Source organism: Algoriphagus ratkowskyi (genome assembly GCF_002150505.1).
In the GTDB taxonomy this organism is placed as follows: domain Bacteria; phylum Bacteroidota; class Bacteroidia; order Cytophagales; family Cyclobacteriaceae; genus Algoriphagus; species Algoriphagus ratkowskyi.
In genome coordinates, this window is record NZ_MSSV01000003.1 from 1 (window position 1) to 17,279 (window position 17,279).

17 protein-coding genes are annotated in these 17,279 nt (G+C 40.0%); 8 read left to right on the top strand and 9 right to left on the bottom strand.

The features are described 5' to 3' along the window. Nucleotides 1–353 precede the first annotated feature (353 nt). The 5 genes from BVH02_RS03520 to BVH02_RS03540 form a co-directional block, all read right to left on the bottom strand. The gene (locus BVH02_RS03520; RefSeq protein ID WP_086499010.1) at nt 354–950 is read right to left on the bottom strand and encodes a 3-keto-disaccharide hydrolase; all 597 of its coding nucleotides are present in this window, start codon (nt 948–950) and stop codon (nt 354–356) included. A gap of 109 nt (nt 951–1,059) precedes the next feature. Then, a complete protein-coding gene (locus BVH02_RS03525; protein ID WP_086499012.1) occupies nt 1,060–1,824 on the bottom strand; it encodes a 3-keto-disaccharide hydrolase in 765 nt (254 codons plus the stop codon). 210 nt (nt 1,825–2,034) lie between these two features. After that, complete coding sequence (locus BVH02_RS03530; protein WP_086499014.1) at nt 2,035–2,793, bottom strand: helical backbone metal receptor; 759 nt, start codon at nt 2,791–2,793, stop codon at nt 2,035–2,037. 45 nt (nt 2,794–2,838) lie between these two features. Beyond that, nucleotides 2,839–3,903, bottom strand: a complete 1,065-nt coding sequence (locus tag BVH02_RS03535) for a M42 family metallopeptidase (RefSeq protein WP_086499015.1) — start codon at nt 3,901–3,903, stop codon at nt 2,839–2,841. Nucleotides 3,904–3,937: 34 nt separating this feature from the next. Continuing rightward, nucleotides 3,938–5,521: an acyl-CoA carboxylase subunit beta gene (locus tag BVH02_RS03540; protein ID WP_086499017.1), complete on the bottom strand. Its 1,584-nt coding sequence runs from the start codon at nt 5,519–5,521 to the stop codon at nt 3,938–3,940. A gap of 429 nt (nt 5,522–5,950) precedes the next feature. On the opposite strand from BVH02_RS03540, the gene BVH02_RS03545 reads away from it, so the two are divergent. The 5 genes from BVH02_RS03545 (at nt 5,951) to BVH02_RS03565 (ending at nt 10,968) form a co-directional block, all read left to right on the top strand. After that, nucleotides 5,951–6,892 (top strand): Ppx/GppA phosphatase family protein, encoded by a 942-nt coding sequence (locus tag BVH02_RS03545; RefSeq protein ID WP_086499018.1) that lies wholly within the window; start codon nt 5,951–5,953, stop codon nt 6,890–6,892. Between the two features lie 72 nt (nt 6,893–6,964). Then, nucleotides 6,965–8,035, top strand: coding sequence for an Ldh family oxidoreductase (locus BVH02_RS03550; RefSeq protein ID WP_086499020.1), 1,071 nt, complete (start codon nt 6,965–6,967; stop codon nt 8,033–8,035). A 374-nt stretch (nt 8,036–8,409) separates the two neighbouring features. Then, nucleotides 8,410–8,871, top strand: a complete 462-nt coding sequence (locus BVH02_RS03555) for a hypothetical protein (protein WP_086499021.1) — start codon at nt 8,410–8,412, stop codon at nt 8,869–8,871. A 143-nt stretch (nt 8,872–9,014) separates the two neighbouring features. Beyond that, a complete protein-coding gene (locus BVH02_RS03560) occupies nt 9,015–10,382 on the top strand; it encodes a Gfo/Idh/MocA family oxidoreductase (protein WP_086499023.1) in 1,368 nt (455 codons plus the stop codon). Nucleotides 10,383–10,473: 91 nt separating this feature from the next. Further along, nucleotides 10,474–10,968, top strand: coding sequence for a GNAT family N-acetyltransferase (locus BVH02_RS03565; RefSeq protein ID WP_086499025.1), 495 nt, complete (start codon nt 10,474–10,476; stop codon nt 10,966–10,968). Nucleotides 10,969–11,104: 136 nt separating this feature from the next. On the opposite strand, the gene truA is transcribed toward BVH02_RS03565, so the two are convergent. Together truA and BVH02_RS03575 are read right to left on the bottom strand one after the other, a co-directional pair. Further along, nucleotides 11,105–11,890, bottom strand: coding sequence for a tRNA pseudouridine(38-40) synthase TruA (gene truA, locus BVH02_RS03570; RefSeq protein ID WP_158093854.1), 786 nt, complete (start codon nt 11,888–11,890; stop codon nt 11,105–11,107). Between the two features lie 78 nt (nt 11,891–11,968). Then, nucleotides 11,969–13,171, bottom strand: coding sequence for a CehA/McbA family metallohydrolase domain-containing protein (locus BVH02_RS03575; protein WP_111357102.1), 1,203 nt, complete (start codon nt 13,169–13,171; stop codon nt 11,969–11,971). Nucleotides 13,172–13,549: 378 nt separating this feature from the next. Between BVH02_RS03575 and BVH02_RS03580 the strand changes: the two genes are divergently transcribed. The 3 genes from BVH02_RS03580 (at nt 13,550) to BVH02_RS03590 (ending at nt 14,603) form a co-directional block, all read left to right on the top strand. Then, nucleotides 13,550–13,798: a DUF4160 domain-containing protein gene (locus BVH02_RS03580; protein WP_086499029.1), complete on the top strand. Its 249-nt coding sequence runs from the start codon at nt 13,550–13,552 to the stop codon at nt 13,796–13,798. Between the two features lie 4 nt (nt 13,799–13,802). Next, nucleotides 13,803–14,033, top strand: a complete 231-nt coding sequence (locus BVH02_RS03585; protein WP_086499031.1) for a DUF2442 domain-containing protein — start codon at nt 13,803–13,805, stop codon at nt 14,031–14,033. A 114-nt stretch (nt 14,034–14,147) separates the two neighbouring features. Next, entirely contained in the window at nt 14,148–14,603 is a 456-nt protein-coding gene (locus tag BVH02_RS03590; protein WP_086499032.1) for a hypothetical protein, read from the top strand. 50 nt (nt 14,604–14,653) lie between these two features. On the opposite strand, the gene leuB is transcribed toward BVH02_RS03590, so the two are convergent. Both leuB and BVH02_RS03600 read right to left on the bottom strand, forming a co-directional pair. Next, nucleotides 14,654–15,721, bottom strand: a complete 1,068-nt coding sequence (gene leuB, locus BVH02_RS03595; RefSeq protein ID WP_086499035.1) for a 3-isopropylmalate dehydrogenase — start codon at nt 15,719–15,721, stop codon at nt 14,654–14,656. Then, nucleotides 15,690–17,276, bottom strand: coding sequence for an alpha-isopropylmalate synthase regulatory domain-containing protein (locus tag BVH02_RS03600; protein WP_086499036.1), 1,587 nt, complete (start codon nt 17,274–17,276; stop codon nt 15,690–15,692). The genes leuB and BVH02_RS03600 overlap by 32 nt, the downstream gene beginning before the upstream one ends. Nucleotides 17,277–17,279: the final 3 nt, after the last annotated feature.

The following is a 17,279-nucleotide window of genomic DNA, read 5'->3' on the forward strand; positions in this document are numbered from 1 at the left end:
TACCGTTCGCAGTTTTTATTTTAAAAGTTTCTGAGAACCTAAACTCTCTTACCTTTTATCCCCCTTCCGTGCTGAAGGGAGCGCAAAGGTAAGAGATCATTGCTGACTTCCAAACGCTTCGCAAATTTTAATTTTTCAATACTTTTTGAGGATTTTCTCTCTTCCCTTTTCGCTGCCGTTCGCCTCGTTTGGGAGTGCAAATATCTACCTTTTATTCTTAGGAGCAATAGAAATCTTAGAGTTTTAACTCCTTTTGACATAAAGTACTGATAGAGACGGGGAAAAGTTTCCTCAAAACAAAAATGCCCTGATGACTCAATCATCAGGGCATTTCATCTATAGCTTTTGGCTTATTAAAGCTTTTTCAAAACAATGTTTCGCCAGTAAACCTTAATTCCTCCACCATCATGGATTTGAAGATTAACACCACCTTTTCCTTCTCCTATTTTAGTATCAGTAAAATTCACCATTTCATGACCATTCAAATAAGAGGTAACGTTATCTCCTTTGACAACGATTCTCATTTTATTCCACTCTCCGAACTTTAAGTATTTATCTTTTTCTGGATCTGGCTTAACTAACCAGCCTCTGCCATATGATTCATAGATCCCGCCGGTGTCATGACCTGGAGGTGCAACCTCTACTTGCCAGCCAGAAACTTTTGTTCCATCTACTGTAGATCTGATAAAAACACCAGAGTTACCATTGGCTTCCTGCTTAAATTCAAGTTTAATTTCAAAATCATCGTATTCCTCATCCGTACCCAGATAACCATATCCTTTATCTGGGCCACTTTCAGAAATCAACAATCCATCTTCTACATACCACTTTTCTGTACCATAGATCGTCCATCCTGAAAGATCTTTGCCATTAAAGAGTTTTACTTTCTTCTGCGCGTAAGCAAAATTTACAGATGCCATCACTAACATCGCTACTAATACCTTTTTCATATGATTTAAATTTGTCTTTACAATATAATAACTACCTGCAAGCAGGTGGATCCTCAGATCATTAGTTGTGATCACGCTCCTATAAGTTACTTGTCGCTTATCCTAGATTTTAAAGTTTTCTAATTTTTATGTTTTTGAACCAAGTCTGAGCGCCGTGATCTTGAAGCGATATTAAACCAGTTTTTGAAATTGCGTAATCAGGGAAGTCATTCCATTTACCAGAATTACGGGCAGCTGTCCATTCTTCAGAGTAAGGCACAAATTCAACTGTCTTCTTTCCATTAAGATAATAGCTTGAGCCTTTTTCCGATAATATGATTCTCGAAGTGTTCCATTCTCCTGCTTCCTTCACTACACCTTCATAATCTGGTTCTGTCATTGCATAATCCGCGCCAATTGACTGCCACTTTTCTAAAGGATCTGTAAAACCTAACTGATCAATCATTTGATACTCTGGTCCTGTCTCATAAGGAGCCTTATATTTTGGATCCTCTACCACATGGTATAGCACACCACTATTTCCCCCCGGAGAGATTTTCCATGTCCACTCCATCTCAAACTCCTCGAATTCAACTGGACCAAAAACAATATCTCCTCCGATATCTCCTCCTTTACCCAATGCCTTCAAAGATCCATCTTCTACTACCCATCCATCCGAAGGAAAGCTATCTCCATTAAATGCTCTCCATCCATCAGTATTGACACCGTCAAATAGTAGCATCCAGCCATCAGCCTTTTCATCTTCCGTAAGTGAATTTTCAGCAACCAGAACTTCTTCAATAACTGTTTCGGTTACTGAATTCTCAGATGTCTTTGGCCCACATGACCAAGCCAAAGCGAACAAAGCCACCCATGCAAATTTTGTATTTTTCATATGATTATAATTGTTTTGGATTATGTATGGAATCTCGCATGAGTGATTAACCCATAAGTGGCGCTTAATTCATGCGCGATTTCAAAGTATGATAAGTTTCAAATTATTTAAACCCAAAAGTTAATTGATTTTTTTAATAAAGTGTTCAATGTAATTATAATTTTTCATGAACAATGGTTTCCATATCTACCTACTGTTCATTAATAGATCTTATAAGGTCTCATAGTATGATTTAGCCTCTAATAATCTAGAACCATACCAAGAGAAAATCTCACCATCTACCAATCTAATTTTAGCCTTCGGCAAAAGCGACTGAAAATACTGCACATGTAAGTCTTTGAATGGATAAGGCTCAGAGCTAAGTAACAGGTACACGGGATTGAAATCAATTAGTTCCTGACTACTAAGTTGAGGATAACGAGGAGCTTGAATCAAATTATCATACCCAGCAAAATGCAGCATTTCACTAATAAAGGTATCCGCGCCAGCTACCATGATAGGGTCATTCCAAATCAAATATACTGCAGTTCCTTTCTTTGGAAGTGGTGAAGCAAAGTCTGATTTCAATTTCTGAATGATTTGAAAAGCTTTAATCTGTGCTTCCATTATTTCCCCTAAACTCGCAATCATATCTAAACTATCATTTACCGTATAGATATCACTCATCCATACAGGATACTTCCCCATCAATTCCTCAATTCCTGACTGCTCATTTTCCTCTTTATTCCCAATAATCAAATCAGGTTCCAAAGATTGGATTACTTCCATTCGGTAATTCTTTGTACCGCCAACTATCGTTTTCCGTTTTGTCAAACCTTTGGGATGTACACAAAACTTTGTCACTCCTACTATCCTATCCTCCAAACCTAAATCAATCAATAGCTCCGTTTGTGAGGGAACTAGAGAAATGATCCGCTGAGGAGACCTTGAAATAGAAATGTTTCGCTTGAGTTGATCTGTGTACTCCATACTTACTGCTAAAGTCCACAGTCGAGATGTCTGTGGGCGCTTTTCTTATTTTATATATCTAAAATCAAACTTAGGATCAAAATCTAGCAAGAATTCATACATTAAGTTGATCACTTGCTCTACATCACCTTTGCTCACAGTCTCTACTGTCGTATGCATATATTTTAAAGGAAGTGAGATCAAAGCTGATGGCACTCCTTCGTTAGAATAAGCAAAAGCATCAGTATCTGTTCCAGTACCCCTAGAGGCTGTGGCTCTTTGAAAGGGTATTTCATTTTTTTTGGCTGTCGCAATAATGAGATCCAGTAACTTCTTATGGACCGAAGCCCCCACTGGTAAAACTGGGCCATTGCCAGCTGTAAAATCACCACTTGTCACCTTATTATATAGAGGTGCTGTGGTGTCGTGGCAAACGTCTGTAATAATTGCTGCATTCGGTTTGATTTTGGCAGCGATCATTTGCGCACCACGAAGACCAATTTCCTCTTGCACTGCATTTACTATATAGAGTCCAAAAGGGAGTATCTTTTTATTCTCTTTTAGTCTCTTCGCAACTTGAGCGATCATGTAACCACCAATTCTATTATCAAGCGCTCTTCCAGAATAGAATTTCCCATTCAACTCTGTAAGCTCATCTTTGAATGTGATAACACAACCAACGTGAATACCCATTTCCTCCACTTCAGCTTTGGATCTCGCTCCCACATCGATGAATATATTATCCAAAGTAGGTGAATCCTCTTTTCCCTCTTTGCGCACATGAATAGCAGGCCAGCCAAAAACTCCTGGAAGTACGCCCTTATCGGTATGGATATTCACGCGCATAGATGGAGCAATCATATGATCCGAACCTCCGTTGCGACGCACATATATATAGCCATCTTCTTTGATGTAATTTACAAACCAGCTGATCTCATCTGCATGCGCTTCGATCACTACCTTGTATTCTGCATTCGGGTTAATCACTGCGACCGCCGTCCCATAATTATCTGTGAAATAATCATCTGTAAATGGCTTGATATAATCTAGCCAAATCTGCTGGCCTGAAGCTTCAAAGCCTGTTGGTGAAGCATTATTTAGGTACTTATATAAAAAGGTATTCGAATCCATTGATACTGTATTTGATAATTGATAATTGAATTAGTTATAATGGGATATTCCCATGCTTCTTCCTCGGGATTTTGTCTACTTTGTTTTCTAACATTTTGAATGCTCGGATAAGTTTAACACGCGTTTCAGAAGGAGTTATCACCTCGTCAATAAAACCGCGATGTGCTGCTCTATAAGGATTGGCAAATTTCGAAGTGTACTCATCTACCTTTTCCTGAAGCTTAGCTTCCGGATCTTCCGCATCAGCAATTTCTTTCTTGAAAATTATCTCGGATGCTCCCTTCGCTCCCATTACTGCAATCTCGGCTGTAGGCCATGCGAAGTTCATATCTGCACCGATATGTTTGGAGTTCATCACGTCGTATGCTCCTCCATATGCTTTTCTCGTAATCACAGTAATTCTCGGTACCGTCGCTTCAGAAAACGCATACAGCAACTTTGCTCCATTGGTAATAATACCATTCCATTCTTGATCCGTTCCTGGTAAAAAGCCCGGCACGTCTACCAATACTAAAAGGGGGATATTGAAGCAATCGCAAGTTCTCACAAAACGCGCAGCTTTTACTGAAGCGTCATTGTCCAAGACACCTGCCATAGATTGTGGCTGATTTCCTACGACACCTATACTTCTCCCTGCGATTCTTGCAAAGCCCACCACTATATTATCTGCAAAGTTTTCGTGGACTTCCAAAAATGAATCCTCATCCACAATTCCCTTTACCGCATCACGAATGTCATACGGATGATTAGGGTTTTCTGGAATCAAGCTATCAAGTTCCTTTCTGCTTTCATCCGCCAACATTTCATATGGGTACACTGGCGCAATTTCCTCACAATTTTGAGGCATGTAACTCAAGAGTTTTTTAATATGCTGCATGCATTCCAACTCATTTGCACAAGAAAAATGAGTCACACCACTTTTAGTACTATGAGCAGATGCACCGCCTAGTTCTTCCGCAGTTACATCTTCTTGAGTCACTGTCTTCACCACATTTGGTCCAGTTACAAACATATAGGAGGTGTTTTCCACCATTAATATAAAGTCAGTAATGGCAGGTGAATAAACTGCTCCTCCTGCACAAGGACCCATAATTGCAGAAATCTGAGGTACCACGCCTGAGGCTAGTGTATTTCTATAAAATATATCGGCGTATCCTCCAAGAGAATTAACTCCTTCTTGGATTCTCGCTCCTCCAGAATCATTCAAACCAATCACCGGCGCGCCATTCTTCATCGCCATGTCCATGATCTTGCAGATTTTCTCCGCATGAGTTTCCGAAAGTGAACCTCCAAATACTGTAAAGTCCTGCGAAAAAACATAAACCAATCGCCCATTCACCTCTCCGTAGCCAGTGATTACTCCATCGCCTAAGTAATGCTCCTTATCAAGGCCAAAATCTTTTGCTCGATGCATGACGAACTTATCAATCTCCTGAAAGGTCCCCTCATCCATCAGCAATCCCACACGCTCTCGTGCAGTAAGCTTCCCCTTCTTATGCTGGGATGCAATTCTCGTTTGCCCTCCACCTAGAAGTGCTTCGGCATTTTTCTTTTTCAATAACTCGATCTTGCCTTCTTTTCCTGGCAAAGTATAATTGGGTTTATCCTGCATGCTCATACGATAGTTTTTAGACTTCCTCAAATATAACAGGCTTTGACAGGTATGGAAAAATTGGAAAGTTTAAGGAATGAGTGTTTTTGTAAATTTCGCAAAAAGCTAAGTGGCAAAAAGTAGTAACAAACATCCATTTGCAAAGAGCCAAGGGTAAATAGCAATGAGATTTTCTCAAAAAACCTCCTATTTGAATATCTTGTAGTCAGGCTAAAGCAGGAATAAAAGAGCGAAAGTTTTTCAATGAAATGCTAATTAACCATTTCAATAGTGCTACCGTAGATGTTTAAATGTAACTCTGTGGATCTCCACAAAAACTTATGTGCGCTCTGTGGCTATAAGACTTTCCAAAAAACTGGGCAATAAAATTTAAGTAGAAAGTCCTCATTTCAAATTACTTTCTATCTTCGCGCATCCAAAAAAACTGGTAATAATATGAGTATTCGAAAGGCTGCGGTGATAGATATGGGAACCAATACCTTTCATTTGTTATTGGTTGAGTTTGATGATGTAAGTTTCAAAACGATTTACAAGGAGAAAATTCCTGTCAAATTAGGTAAGGGAGGCATCAATCAAAATATTCTTGCAAAGGATGCTGTTAAGAGAGCTTTTCATACATTAAAACATTTCAAAAACCTGATTGATGGCGAGCACATTGATCAGGTTTTTGCATTTGCTACCAGCGCCGTGCGTAATGCCGAGAATGGGCAAGACTTCGTTAACGAAGTGAAAGAGACTTTAGGAATTGAAATTAGAGTTTTATCTGGCGGGGAAGAAGCTCAGATGATCTATGATGGTATAAAGCTTTCTGGCTCACTTAATCTTCATACTGAATTAATGATGGATATTGGAGGTGGTTCTGTAGAATTCATCATTGGAAACAACCAACAGTCATTTTGGAAACAGAGTTTTGAAATAGGTGGGCAGCGTCTATTGGAGCTTTTTCATTACACTGACCCTATTCTCCCAGAAGAAATAGATCGGCTAGAGAGTTATTTGGAAGATAAGTTACAGCCTTTAATCCAAGCCATTAAAACTTACAAGCCAGGCGGCTTGGTGGGAGCCTCAGGAACATTTGACACGCTCACTGATATTTACTTTGAATCCATGCTTCAGTGCAAACTCACCGGGCGACATGTATTTCAGTTACCAGTGGAAGAGTATGAAGCGATTCACCGAATGATTTTGAGTAAAAACAGGGAAGAGCGACTGCTGATTCCCGGCATGATCCCGATGAGAGTGGATATGATCGTAGTTGCCTCAAGTTTAATCGAATTTATTTTACGATTCATCGAAGTGGATTATATCACTTGTTCTCCTTATGCGCTGAAAGAAGGAGCAATTTCTTCCCTACTCATTCACGAGCAAACTGCCTGATTAGGCAATTCAAAAATTTTCCTTTCTTATCTTTAGCCAAAATTTTCTGGCTGTATTAATTCCCCTATTCCTATGACTTATTCCTACGAACAACTTCACGCTTTTACGCTAGGCATGCTTTCCAAAATCGGATGCCCGGCAGATCAGGCCAAAACCGCAGCTGATGTCTTGCTTTCGGCCGATCTTCGTGGAGTGGATAGTCATGGTGTTGCGAGACTTTCTGGCTATGTTAGGCTTTGGGAAAAAGGAAGGATCAATCCTACTCCAAATATGCGGGTAGTACACGAAACTCCCTCTACAGCGGTAGTGGATGGAGATGGAGGTTTGGGACTAGTTGTGGCTCCCTATGCGATGAAAGTGGCGATAGAGAAAGCGAAGATTGCGGGTACAGGCTGGGTTTCTGTTAAAAACTCAAATCATTACGGCATCGCTGGTTATCATGCTATGCAAGCTTTAGATCATGATATGATTGGTATTTCTCTTACCAATGCAAGTCCATTAGTTGCTCCGACTTTTTCCCAAGAAAGACTCTTGGGCACCAATCCTATAGCAGTAGCAATTCCCGCCAAAAACCAGCCTCCTTTCGTAGCCGACATGGCGACAACGACAGCTGCGAATGGCAAACTTGAAATATTGCAACGCAAAGGAATGGATACACCTTCTGGTTGGGTGCAGGATAAAGATGGCAATCCAACTACTTCTGCAAATGGCGTAAAAGACGGTGGTGCTTTGCTTCCACTTGGAGGTGATCGCGAACATGGTTCTCACAAAGGCTACGCACTTGGTTCTATCGTAGATATATTTTCTGCAGTTCTTTCTGGAGCCAATTATGGACCATGGGTTCCACCGTTCGTGGCATTCTTAGAGCCAGATCCCAATCCAGTTGGGGAAGGAATCGGCCACTTTTTCGGTGCGATGCGTGTGGACGCGTTCCGTCCTGCGGATGAATTTAAAGCACATATGGATAATTGGATTACACGTTTTCGTGAAGCTAAACCTACTCCAGGAAACGAGAAAGTCTTAATTCCTGGTGATCCAGAGCGGGAATTGGAAGCGATCCGTATGAAGCATGGAATTCCTTTGCTTGACCCTGTGGTAAAGGATTTGACGGAACTGGGAGAACGCTTTGGGGTGAAGTTTTAAAGATGAACGATGTTGGATCTCTGGTTTCGAATGTTCTGACAACCAGTAGAGATTTCATGAAAAGAGATTGAAGATCAACACAAAAATAAATTGTTATCATATTTTCCTAAATTGGCCTTAACCTTTGCCATATAAAACACAACTCGACCGAAGTACCTTCCATGCATCAGAGCAAGTTTATTATGGAAAAGAACAAAAAGATCTAAATGGCAGCAAAGGCTTTGAATCCATCGCTACCTAAATAGTATTGCGTGCGAAGATCATATTGATAAACCTCCAAGGATAAATTGGACTTTATTTAGTGTGAGATCAATAAAATGATGCTTACGGTTGACAAAATAGGCTTAAATTAAAATAAAACTATAATAACTTTAATGCCTTTAACTCCCCTCACTCCCCGACCTTCTTTCGAAGAAAACCCTACACTTGCGAAAGCTGCTGACAACTTGAGTACGCTCATTACGGCAATAGAGCTAAAGAAAATCCCAAGACTTCAAGAACAGAAAATCAACGAGATTGTCGCTGGAGTGAACAAGTTCGCCGGACCAGATGCAGAATTATTAAAACAATTCAAATCTGCGCAGGCAGCTATTATCAAACTGCTAGAGCAAGAGCTAAAGCTTGTCCCACAAAATCATTATCAACTTCAGTGGTTAGTCCTAGGAATGGCTGCATTTGGAATTCCTATAGGAATTGCTTTCGGCTTAGCGCTAGGAAATTTGGCCTTTCTGGGAATTGGCTTACCTATCGGAATGGGCATAGGTATCGCTGTAGGAACTGCAAAAGATAAGAAAGCGAAAGATGAAGGAAGACAGCTTGATTGGGTGGCAAAATAGTGGTTGCTCTTATAAAGTTTTAGATTTCCACCAACTGGATGTCGAAAATCCAACCTTCACATTACTCTTCATCAAATTACCACTTGCTACAGGTTTGTGTTTTTGTAACTTAAGGGGGACAATTAAACTCAAACCCTAAATTTATGAATTCATTTAATAGAAGAGATTTCCTGAAAGGCTCTTCTGCATTAGCCACTCTTGCAAGTTTCGGCCTTTTAGGCATGAATTTTAAGGACAGGGAAGGCCCGCTCCAAGTTGCACTTATCGGTGCTGGTTGGTATGGAAAATCTGATCTTTTTCGCCTTATCCAAGTTGCCGATGTGGAAGTAGTTGGACTTTGTGATCCAGATAAAAATATGCTGAAGGCTGCAGGAGACATGGTAGCTACTCGCCAAAAGTCTGGAAAAGTCCCAGCACTTTACGAAAATTATAAAGATCTTTTAGCTAAAGAAAAGCCAGAATATGTTCTGATTGGTTCGCCAGATCACTGGCATGCCCTTCAAGCAATAGACTCGCTAAAAGCTGGCGCACATGTTTATTTACAAAAACCTATTTCGGTAGACGTAATAGAAGGTGAAGCTATAGTCGCAGCTACCAGAAAATATAACAAAAAAGTCCAAGTAGGAACTCAGCGTAAAAGCACTCCCCATTTAATCGATGCCAAAAAACAAATCATTGATTCGGGAAAGTTAGGAAAAATCTCTCATGTTGAAATCTGCTGTTATTTTCATATGCGAGCAAATGGTAATCCTCCGGTCGAGCTGGTTCCAGACTTTTTCAATTATGATCTTTGGACTGGCCCTGCTCCTCTTCGAGAATATGATGGCTTACCTCACAGAAGATGGTGGAGAACATTTATGGAATATGGAAATGGCATCACTGGAGACATGTGTGTTCATATGTTGGATACCGTTCGCTGGATGCTTACACTTGGCTGGCCAACTCAGATCACATCTTCAGGCGGAATTTATGTTCAAAAAGATGGCAAGTCCAATATTTCCGATACCCAATCTGCGATTTTCGAATATCCAGAACTTAATGTAGTCTGGCAGCATAGAACTTGGGGCAATCCAGATGATCCGGATTATCCATGGGCATTTAAGATTTTTGGTGATAAAGGAATGCTTGCGGGAAGTACCATGCGTGCAGATTATACTCCTATGGATAAAAATGAAAAGCCAATCCATTTTGAGTGTCTGTTTGAAAGAGAACAATATCCTGAAGATCTTACCGAGCCCGATATTGAGCTTAATGCTGCTCCAGCGACTCGACTTCACATGCAAAATTGGATGAAAGCAATTGAGAATGACACCCTCCCCATTGCGGATATAGAAGAGGGTCATATTTCGACGGCTTCCTGTATTTTGGCAAATATCTCCATGGATTTAGGTGGAAGGGCCTTGAAATACGATCCTAAAACCATGACAGTGATTGGAGACAAGGAAGCTACAGGAAAATTGAGAAGACCTTACCGCAAAGGCTACACGCACCCTGAACCTAAAAGCGTTTAAATAATTATAAATCAACAATTCTTCAAAACCGGCCTATTTAATCCAAGGGTCGGTTTTGTTACTTTTACACCAGACTAACTACTCCCCAACAATGGTTTCCATTATCCCAGCAAGACTTGAAGATTTAATCCATGTGCAGACTATAGCTCAGCGAACTTGGCCAACTACTTTTGCTGAAATCCTCAGCCCTGAGCAAATTAAGTACATGCTCAATTTACTTTATGATTTCCCACATCTTCAAAAGCAAATAGAACAAGGACATATTTTCTTACTTGCTGATGAAAATGGAGAAAAATTAGGATTTACAGGAATAGAAGTCAATAATGAACCTTTCAAAACCAAAATCCATAAAATTTATATTCTCCCTTCCGCTCAAGGGAGAGGGATTGGGAAGAAATTGTTTCAAGCAATAAAAGAAATTGCTTTTGCAAATAATCAAACAAGCCTCCAACTCAATGTGAATAAATACAATCAAGGAGCGATTGACTTTTATGAATACTTAGGATTTGTGAATATTAAGAGTGAAATCATAGACATCGGAAATGGCTATGTGATGGATGATTATGTGTTTGAGTTGAAGCTTTGAGGATCTAACCTTTGAGTATTTAATCTTTGAGGTGTCATTTCGAAGGAGGTACGACTGAGAAATCTCTTCGAATGTTTAACTTATTTGACAAAACCTTCGAGGAGATCCCGAAGTCTTCGACATTCGGGATGACACCTCAAAGGTTGCTCAGCAATGTCTCCCACAGCACCAAGCCATTTGCTGGGGCTGGCGGTAATTTCTCAAACTCTTCTGGCGATTCAAAACGACGCGCTATTTCAGAAATCCCCATTTCTTCTTTACCTATTTGCCATATAGCTGACATCATCATTCGCACTTGATGATGAAGAAAACCTGTCCCAGTGATCTCGAAAAAATGAATCTCTTGCGGAAAATACTGTCCTAAAAACTCCCTCGAATTAGAAATACTTGCAGAAAGCACTTCACGGACGTAGTCTGTCTTGTTTTCGGAAGGTCTGCAAAAACCTTTAAAGTCATGTTTTCCTGTGAACAATTTGCAAGCTTCTTTCATCATCTCCCAATCTAACTCTCCAGGTATATTGAACAGGAATGCTGAAGCAAAAGGATGAAAATCTCTGGAGTTAGTAAAATAGTATCGATACGTTTTCTGAGAAACTGACTGGATCAGATTGAAACTTGCAGGGACATCTTGCACCGAGTTAAGTTGAATATCTTGAGGCAGATACTCATTCAGATCTGGCAAAAGTGAATTCATATCTACCTTTTCCCGAAGGAAAACCTGCACAAACCCTCCCACACAAGATACTCCGGAATCAGTTCGACTAGCTCCAATCAACGAAAAATCCTCATGCTCGAGCACATGCCGAAGCACGCGCTCCACTTTTCGCTGAACTGTAGGCTGATTTGGCTGAGGAGCCCAGCCTTTGTATCGAGCACCAAAATAGGAAATTGAAAAGAGGTAGGAATGTGGTCGGGATTGCAAGGGGAAATTAATTTGGAATTTGAGATTTGAAATTAGGGGCAATTTCGTCCAATTCTATCTTCAACTCAGGATTTGTAATTAATTTCCAATCACAGGCTGCGTCCAAGCCACTTCTGTATCCCCTAGCTGATATGGATTTTCCTTTAATTTGGAAGAAACGATTTTTGCACGGACGTACATATCATCAGCTTCTAATTTATAAGAGGCACTTTCTCCCTGTTCTTCTTTTAGCATTATTCCACTAGCTTCTGGATTTGATTTTTTGGTACCGAAAAATTGAATGGTGTAATCAACACCAGCTTCAGCCGCTACTTCCACAGACAACGTTTCCCCGTCAAAATCAATTTCATCTAAAGTCACTCCAGTGCTGGAATAAAAATCTCCACGCTCCATAGCCTCCACAAGAGATCCAGTTTCCAAACTTTCTGACAAAACCATCACCCATCCTCGCCCAGGATTGCTGCTATTCTCATCAAATACATGGTAATTATGTGCATCGTCGACTGCCAATCCATAAAGTAGAGGCTTGTTTGCTTGGAGATAAGCTGCCTGAACTTTGTCCCAAAGGACTTCCATACTTGGTCGAAGTGAGTCTCCATAATTGTGCACTTGTGGATGTCCATTATAGACTTCGAAAAATCGCTCACCTTCTAAAGCAATAATATCCTCTGGAGTTATGGCCCATACAAAATTTGGATGATTGATATGCAGGAACATTGGAATCCCAGTTGAATCCCTTTGTGCTTTCACCTTATCCAAACTTCTCTGCATCACCTCAGACACCGAATTTCCTCCTTGGGGTTCTATCTTTTCTTGAATATTTGTCACGTTCAAATGAATAGGCTTTTTGTCAAAAGAATCTGTCAATTCCTGAGATTGAATGATCAAAAACTCGCCTTCCTCCTCGAACATTGGCGCATATTCTGTCAAAGTTTTTAATTTCACTTCTATCCTGCCAACTGAGTCTTCACGGTATTCAACCTCTTCTTCGTACTTATCCAAATACTTCTGAAAACCCAATTCATGGGATGGAGATTTTGGAAGTAACTTCCACTTCTCTCCTTCTGCCAAAGCATTATGATCAGAAAGCACCACAAAGTCATACTCATGCGACTTATACCAATCCATAATCATCTCCGGAAAATCATCCCCATCAGACCAGTACGAATGCGTGTGAAGATTTCCTTTATACCATTGTTTGATCGTAGCAGCCTCTTCTTGAGGAGCACAGGATATCAAGAAAACTAAAGCAAGAGCAAAAATGGAATAGTAGCGTTTCATCTGATTGGGGTTTGAAATCTTAAGATAAGAAACTCTAAGTAACTGAATGGTAGATGTGGGTTATGGATTTAACAAATTTGACAACAAAAAAACCACCCCATTCCTGAGGTGGTTTTAAACATTTTTAAAGCTTTTTATTTTAACCTAAAATCTTCGCAGCCAGCCAGTCGCCAACTTCAGAAGTTTTGTAACTATTATTATTAAGTTTACTTGAATCTTCTATTTGAAAGCGTAGGGTTATGATTTTAATCGTGCACCAAAGTAGGAAATGGTAAAGAGGTAGAAATGAGGCCTGGATTGCAAGTGGAAATTGATTTGTGATTTAAAGTTAATATTCTTAGCTGGATGGAATATATTTTTGATTTGATAAATTAGCTCATGCCTACAGTGCTATACATTTCTGGCTGGAGATTATTCTTCTATTCTAATGAAGGTTTAGACTCAATTCACATTCATGCCCAAAAAGGAGATATGGAATGTAAGTTTTGGATTTTAAGTGAAGAAGTGGACATTGACGAAGCTTTCGCGTATAACTTTAGCACCTCTGGCAGAAAAGAGATCCGCAAAATTCTTTTCAAGAATTTTGATTTAATTGTAGACTCTTGGACTACCTACTTTAAAAAGTAAGACTATGAAAGTTAGCTATCACATATCAGACATAAGTTTTGTCGAGGATAAGATGATCCTGTCTGTAGACGAAAGTGAAATAATGGTTGAGCTTTCTACTATCTCAGAAAAACTTCTTGTTGCTTCTGATATTGAACGGGAGATGTATAAAATTTCTCCTTCTGGATATGGCATTCACTGGCCACTTATTGATGAAGACATTTCAGTGAATGAATTGGTCAGAAAGAAGGAATAAATCCTCTAATGAGAGGTTAAAAAAAACCACTTAACTACCTAAGAAATGAAATCGTACTTGATAGTTACTTTATTGTTTCTTCAATGGGGCAATTCTAAAGCATGTGATTGCATAATGATTGAGAATTTAAAAGAAGCTCAGAATATAAGTTTTGAGGAAAGTGAATTGATTTTTGTTGGTAGAGTTACAGAAATAAGAAATGACGGAAGCTATGTACTAGAAAATATTGAGTTGTTTAAAGGAGAATTAAAGGATTCAACAATAGTTAACGGGATTTTGGACAACTATTGTTCTAATTCTCCTCGAAAACTCTATGAAACTTGGTTAGTTTATACAAGCTACGACGTAGAAGGAAAAATTTCGATTTCTAATTGCGGGCTTTCAAGAAGTTTCCAATTTCCTTACTATTATGGTTCGCACCTATTGCCTCCACCTCCGCCATTTGGACTAAATGACCCTTTAGATATCCTCGAATTGGAATACTTAACTATAGAATATAAAAAAAGAGCTTTGGAGGAATTAAAAATTGAAATCCAATTCTTGAGAGAAATGAAAAACCAAATAAAATGAAAAACCACCTCTCTCAAGGTGGTTTTTCATATTTTTCAAGCTCTTATATTTTAAGTCAAAATCTTCCACGCCAACCAGTCGCCAACTTCAGAAGTTTTGTAAGCAGTACCGCCATCAGCGATATCCTCTGTCACATAACCTTCTTCCAGCGATTGATTCACCACGTCAGAGATCATCTTTGATTCTTCTTTCAAGTCAAATGCATAATCAAACATCATCGCTGCAGAAAGAACCGTAGCCAATGGATTAGCAATGTCTTTTCCAGCAGCCTGAGGATAAGAACCGTGAATTGGTTCAAATAATTTGTTGGAAATACCAAGGGATGCAGAGGGCATTAAGCCCATAGAACCTGAAATCACAGAAGCCTCATCAGTTAAAATATCTCCGAATAAGTTTTCGGTAATTAACACATCGTACGCTTTTGGCCACTGAATCAATCTCATAGCCACAGCATCTACAAATTCATATTCCACTTTTACATCTGGATATTCCGGTGCAAGCTCTTGTACTGTCTCTCTCCAAAGTCTGGAAGTCGCCATCACGTTTGCTTTGTCAACACAGGTCAAGAGTTTTCTTCTTTTTTGCGCAGCTTCAAAACCCATTCTCGCCAAGCGTACAATTTCAAACTTGCTGTATACATTGGTATCAAAAGCCTTCGTGCCCTGCTCGTTTCTTCCTCTTGGCTCGCCGAAATAAATCCCGCCAGTCAATTCTCTGAAAAACACCAAATCCACTCCATCCACTCGATCCAATTTCAATGGAGACTTGTGCACCAAAGAAGGGAAAGTGAATGTTGGCCGAACATTGGCAAACAAGCCCAATTTCTGACGCATCAATAATAAACCTTGCTCTGGACGAACCTTAGCTTTAGGATCATTATCATATTTGGGATCACCGATAGCACCGAAAAGCACTGCATCCGCAGCTTCAGCAATTTCGTGAGTTGCATCAGGATAAGGTTCACCAGTCGCATCAATTGCGGCGGCTCCTACAACTGCTTCAGTAAAAGTGATGTTGTGTCCGAATTTCTGGCCGATAGCTTTCACTACTTTTACAGCCTGGTCGATTACTTCAGGTCCGATGCCGTCACCCGGCAACAGCGCGATATTCATTTCCATAAAATTTGGATTCTTCTTTCGTTGGTGTTTGATTGAATGATTCGACGATGTTCAGCATTTTCTCTGTGGCCATCATCGCAGATACTGTTTGATCGGGATCTAGCCCTTTCGTTTTAAATATTTTACCATAATCCCAAGTGACTACCGTCTCCACAAAAGCATCTGTTTTGCCACCTGGCGGAATAGATACATGGTAGTCGATCAACTTAGGAAGTTGTCTTTTTCGTGATTTATAGATCTCTTTCACGGCACGCATAAATGCATCATATTGTCCATCTCCTGATGCATGTGCATCATAAGCTTTTCCGTAGATATTCAAGCGCAATTGCACGGAGGGTTTCAACCCATGAGAATGTGTCATGTGGTACCCTTCGATGAAAATATTTTTGGAAATGGAATTGTTCTGCAGCACATCTGAAATGATATATGGCAAATCTTCCGTAGTCACTCGCTCCTTTTTATCACCGAGTTCGATGATGCGCTGAGTAACTTTTGTGAGTTCATCCTTTTCCAAAGAAATCCCAAGTTCTTCTAAGTTCTTGAGAATATTGGCTTTGCCAGAAGTTTTACCAAGGGCATATTTCCGCTGACGACCAAATCGCTCAGGAAGTAAATCGTTGAAATATAGGTTTTTCTTATTGTCTCCGTCTGCGTGAATTCCCGCTGTCTGGGTAAATACATTTTCACCTACAACTGGCTTATTTGCTGGGATATGCTGACCAGAGAACTGCTCTACCAGCTTACTTACGCGGTAGATTTTCTGCTCTTGCACGTTGATTTGCAAATCAGTAAAATCTTTGATCACCGCAACTACTGACTCAAGAGGGGCATTTCCAGCTCTTTCGCCCAGTCCATTAACTGTGGTATGAATTCCGGCAGCGCCATTATTAATCGCTTCCATCACATTGGCAATGGAAAGATCATAATCATTATGCGCATGGAAATCGAAATGTGTATCGGGAAACCTGGTACATATCTGTATGAAAAATGCTTTTGTTTCTTCTGGAGAAAGCAGTCCCAAGGTATCCGGAAGCATAATTCTTTTCACTGGTAGTTTAGTCAGAAAGTCGATCAAATCCAGCGTATATTCTTGCGAATTACGCATGCCATTTGACCAGTCTTCTAAATAAACATTCACATCTATTCCATTCTCCTGAGCATATTCTATACTCTTTTGGATATCATCAAAATGCTCTTCCTGAGTTTTCTTCAGCTGATGAATTAGGTGATTAATCGAGCCTTTGGTTAGAAGATTCAACACTTTGGCACCAGCTTTCATAAGCCAATCTACAGAAGCAGGAGTATCTACAAAGCCCAGAACCTCCACGCGATCTAAGTAGCCCTTTTGGGAGGCCCAAGTAGTGATTTTCCGAACTCCTTCCAATTCTCCATCTGAAACTCTAGCGGAAGCCACCTCTATCCGATCTACATTCAGTTCGTCAAGTAGAAGTTTAGCGATTTGCAGCTTTTCAGAAGGCAAAAAGGATACGCTTGAGGTCTGCTCTCCATCCCTCAGCGTTGTGTCCATTATTTCGATGCGCTTCCCTGCGGTCATTTT

Coding starts and splice junctions, on each gene's coding strand:
- BVH02_RS03520 (WP_086499010.1), bottom strand. CDS start 950: ATGAAAAAGGTATTAGTAGCGATGTTAGTGATGGCATCTGTAAATTTT.
- BVH02_RS03525 (WP_086499012.1), bottom strand. CDS start 1,824: ATGAAAAATACAAAATTTGCATGGGTGGCTTTGTTCGCTTTGGCTTGG.
- BVH02_RS03530 (WP_086499014.1), bottom strand. CDS start 2,793: ATGGAGTACACAGATCAACTCAAGCGAAACATTTCTATTTCAAGGTCT.
- BVH02_RS03535 (WP_086499015.1), bottom strand. CDS start 3,903: ATGGATTCGAATACCTTTTTATATAAGTACCTAAATAATGCTTCACCA.
- BVH02_RS03540 (WP_086499017.1), bottom strand. CDS start 5,521: ATGAGCATGCAGGATAAACCCAATTATACTTTGCCAGGAAAAGAAGGC.
- BVH02_RS03545 (WP_086499018.1), top strand. CDS start 5,951: ATGAGTATTCGAAAGGCTGCGGTGATAGATATGGGAACCAATACCTTT.
- BVH02_RS03550 (WP_086499020.1), top strand. CDS start 6,965: ATGACTTATTCCTACGAACAACTTCACGCTTTTACGCTAGGCATGCTT.
- BVH02_RS03555 (WP_086499021.1), top strand. CDS start 8,410: ATGCCTTTAACTCCCCTCACTCCCCGACCTTCTTTCGAAGAAAACCCT.
- BVH02_RS03560 (WP_086499023.1), top strand. CDS start 9,015: ATGAATTCATTTAATAGAAGAGATTTCCTGAAAGGCTCTTCTGCATTA.
- BVH02_RS03565 (WP_086499025.1), top strand. CDS start 10,474: ATGGTTTCCATTATCCCAGCAAGACTTGAAGATTTAATCCATGTGCAG.
- BVH02_RS03575 (WP_111357102.1), bottom strand. CDS start 13,171: ATGAAACGCTACTATTCCATTTTTGCTCTTGCTTTAGTTTTCTTGATA.
- BVH02_RS03580 (WP_086499029.1), top strand. CDS start 13,550: ATGCCTACAGTGCTATACATTTCTGGCTGGAGATTATTCTTCTATTCT.
- BVH02_RS03585 (WP_086499031.1), top strand. CDS start 13,803: ATGAAAGTTAGCTATCACATATCAGACATAAGTTTTGTCGAGGATAAG.
- BVH02_RS03590 (WP_086499032.1), top strand. CDS start 14,148: ATGATTGAGAATTTAAAAGAAGCTCAGAATATAAGTTTTGAGGAAAGT.
- leuB (WP_086499035.1), bottom strand. CDS start 15,721: ATGGAAATGAATATCGCGCTGTTGCCGGGTGACGGCATCGGACCTGAA.
- BVH02_RS03600 (WP_086499036.1), bottom strand. CDS start 17,276: ATGACCGCAGGGAAGCGCATCGAAATAATGGACACAACGCTGAGGGAT.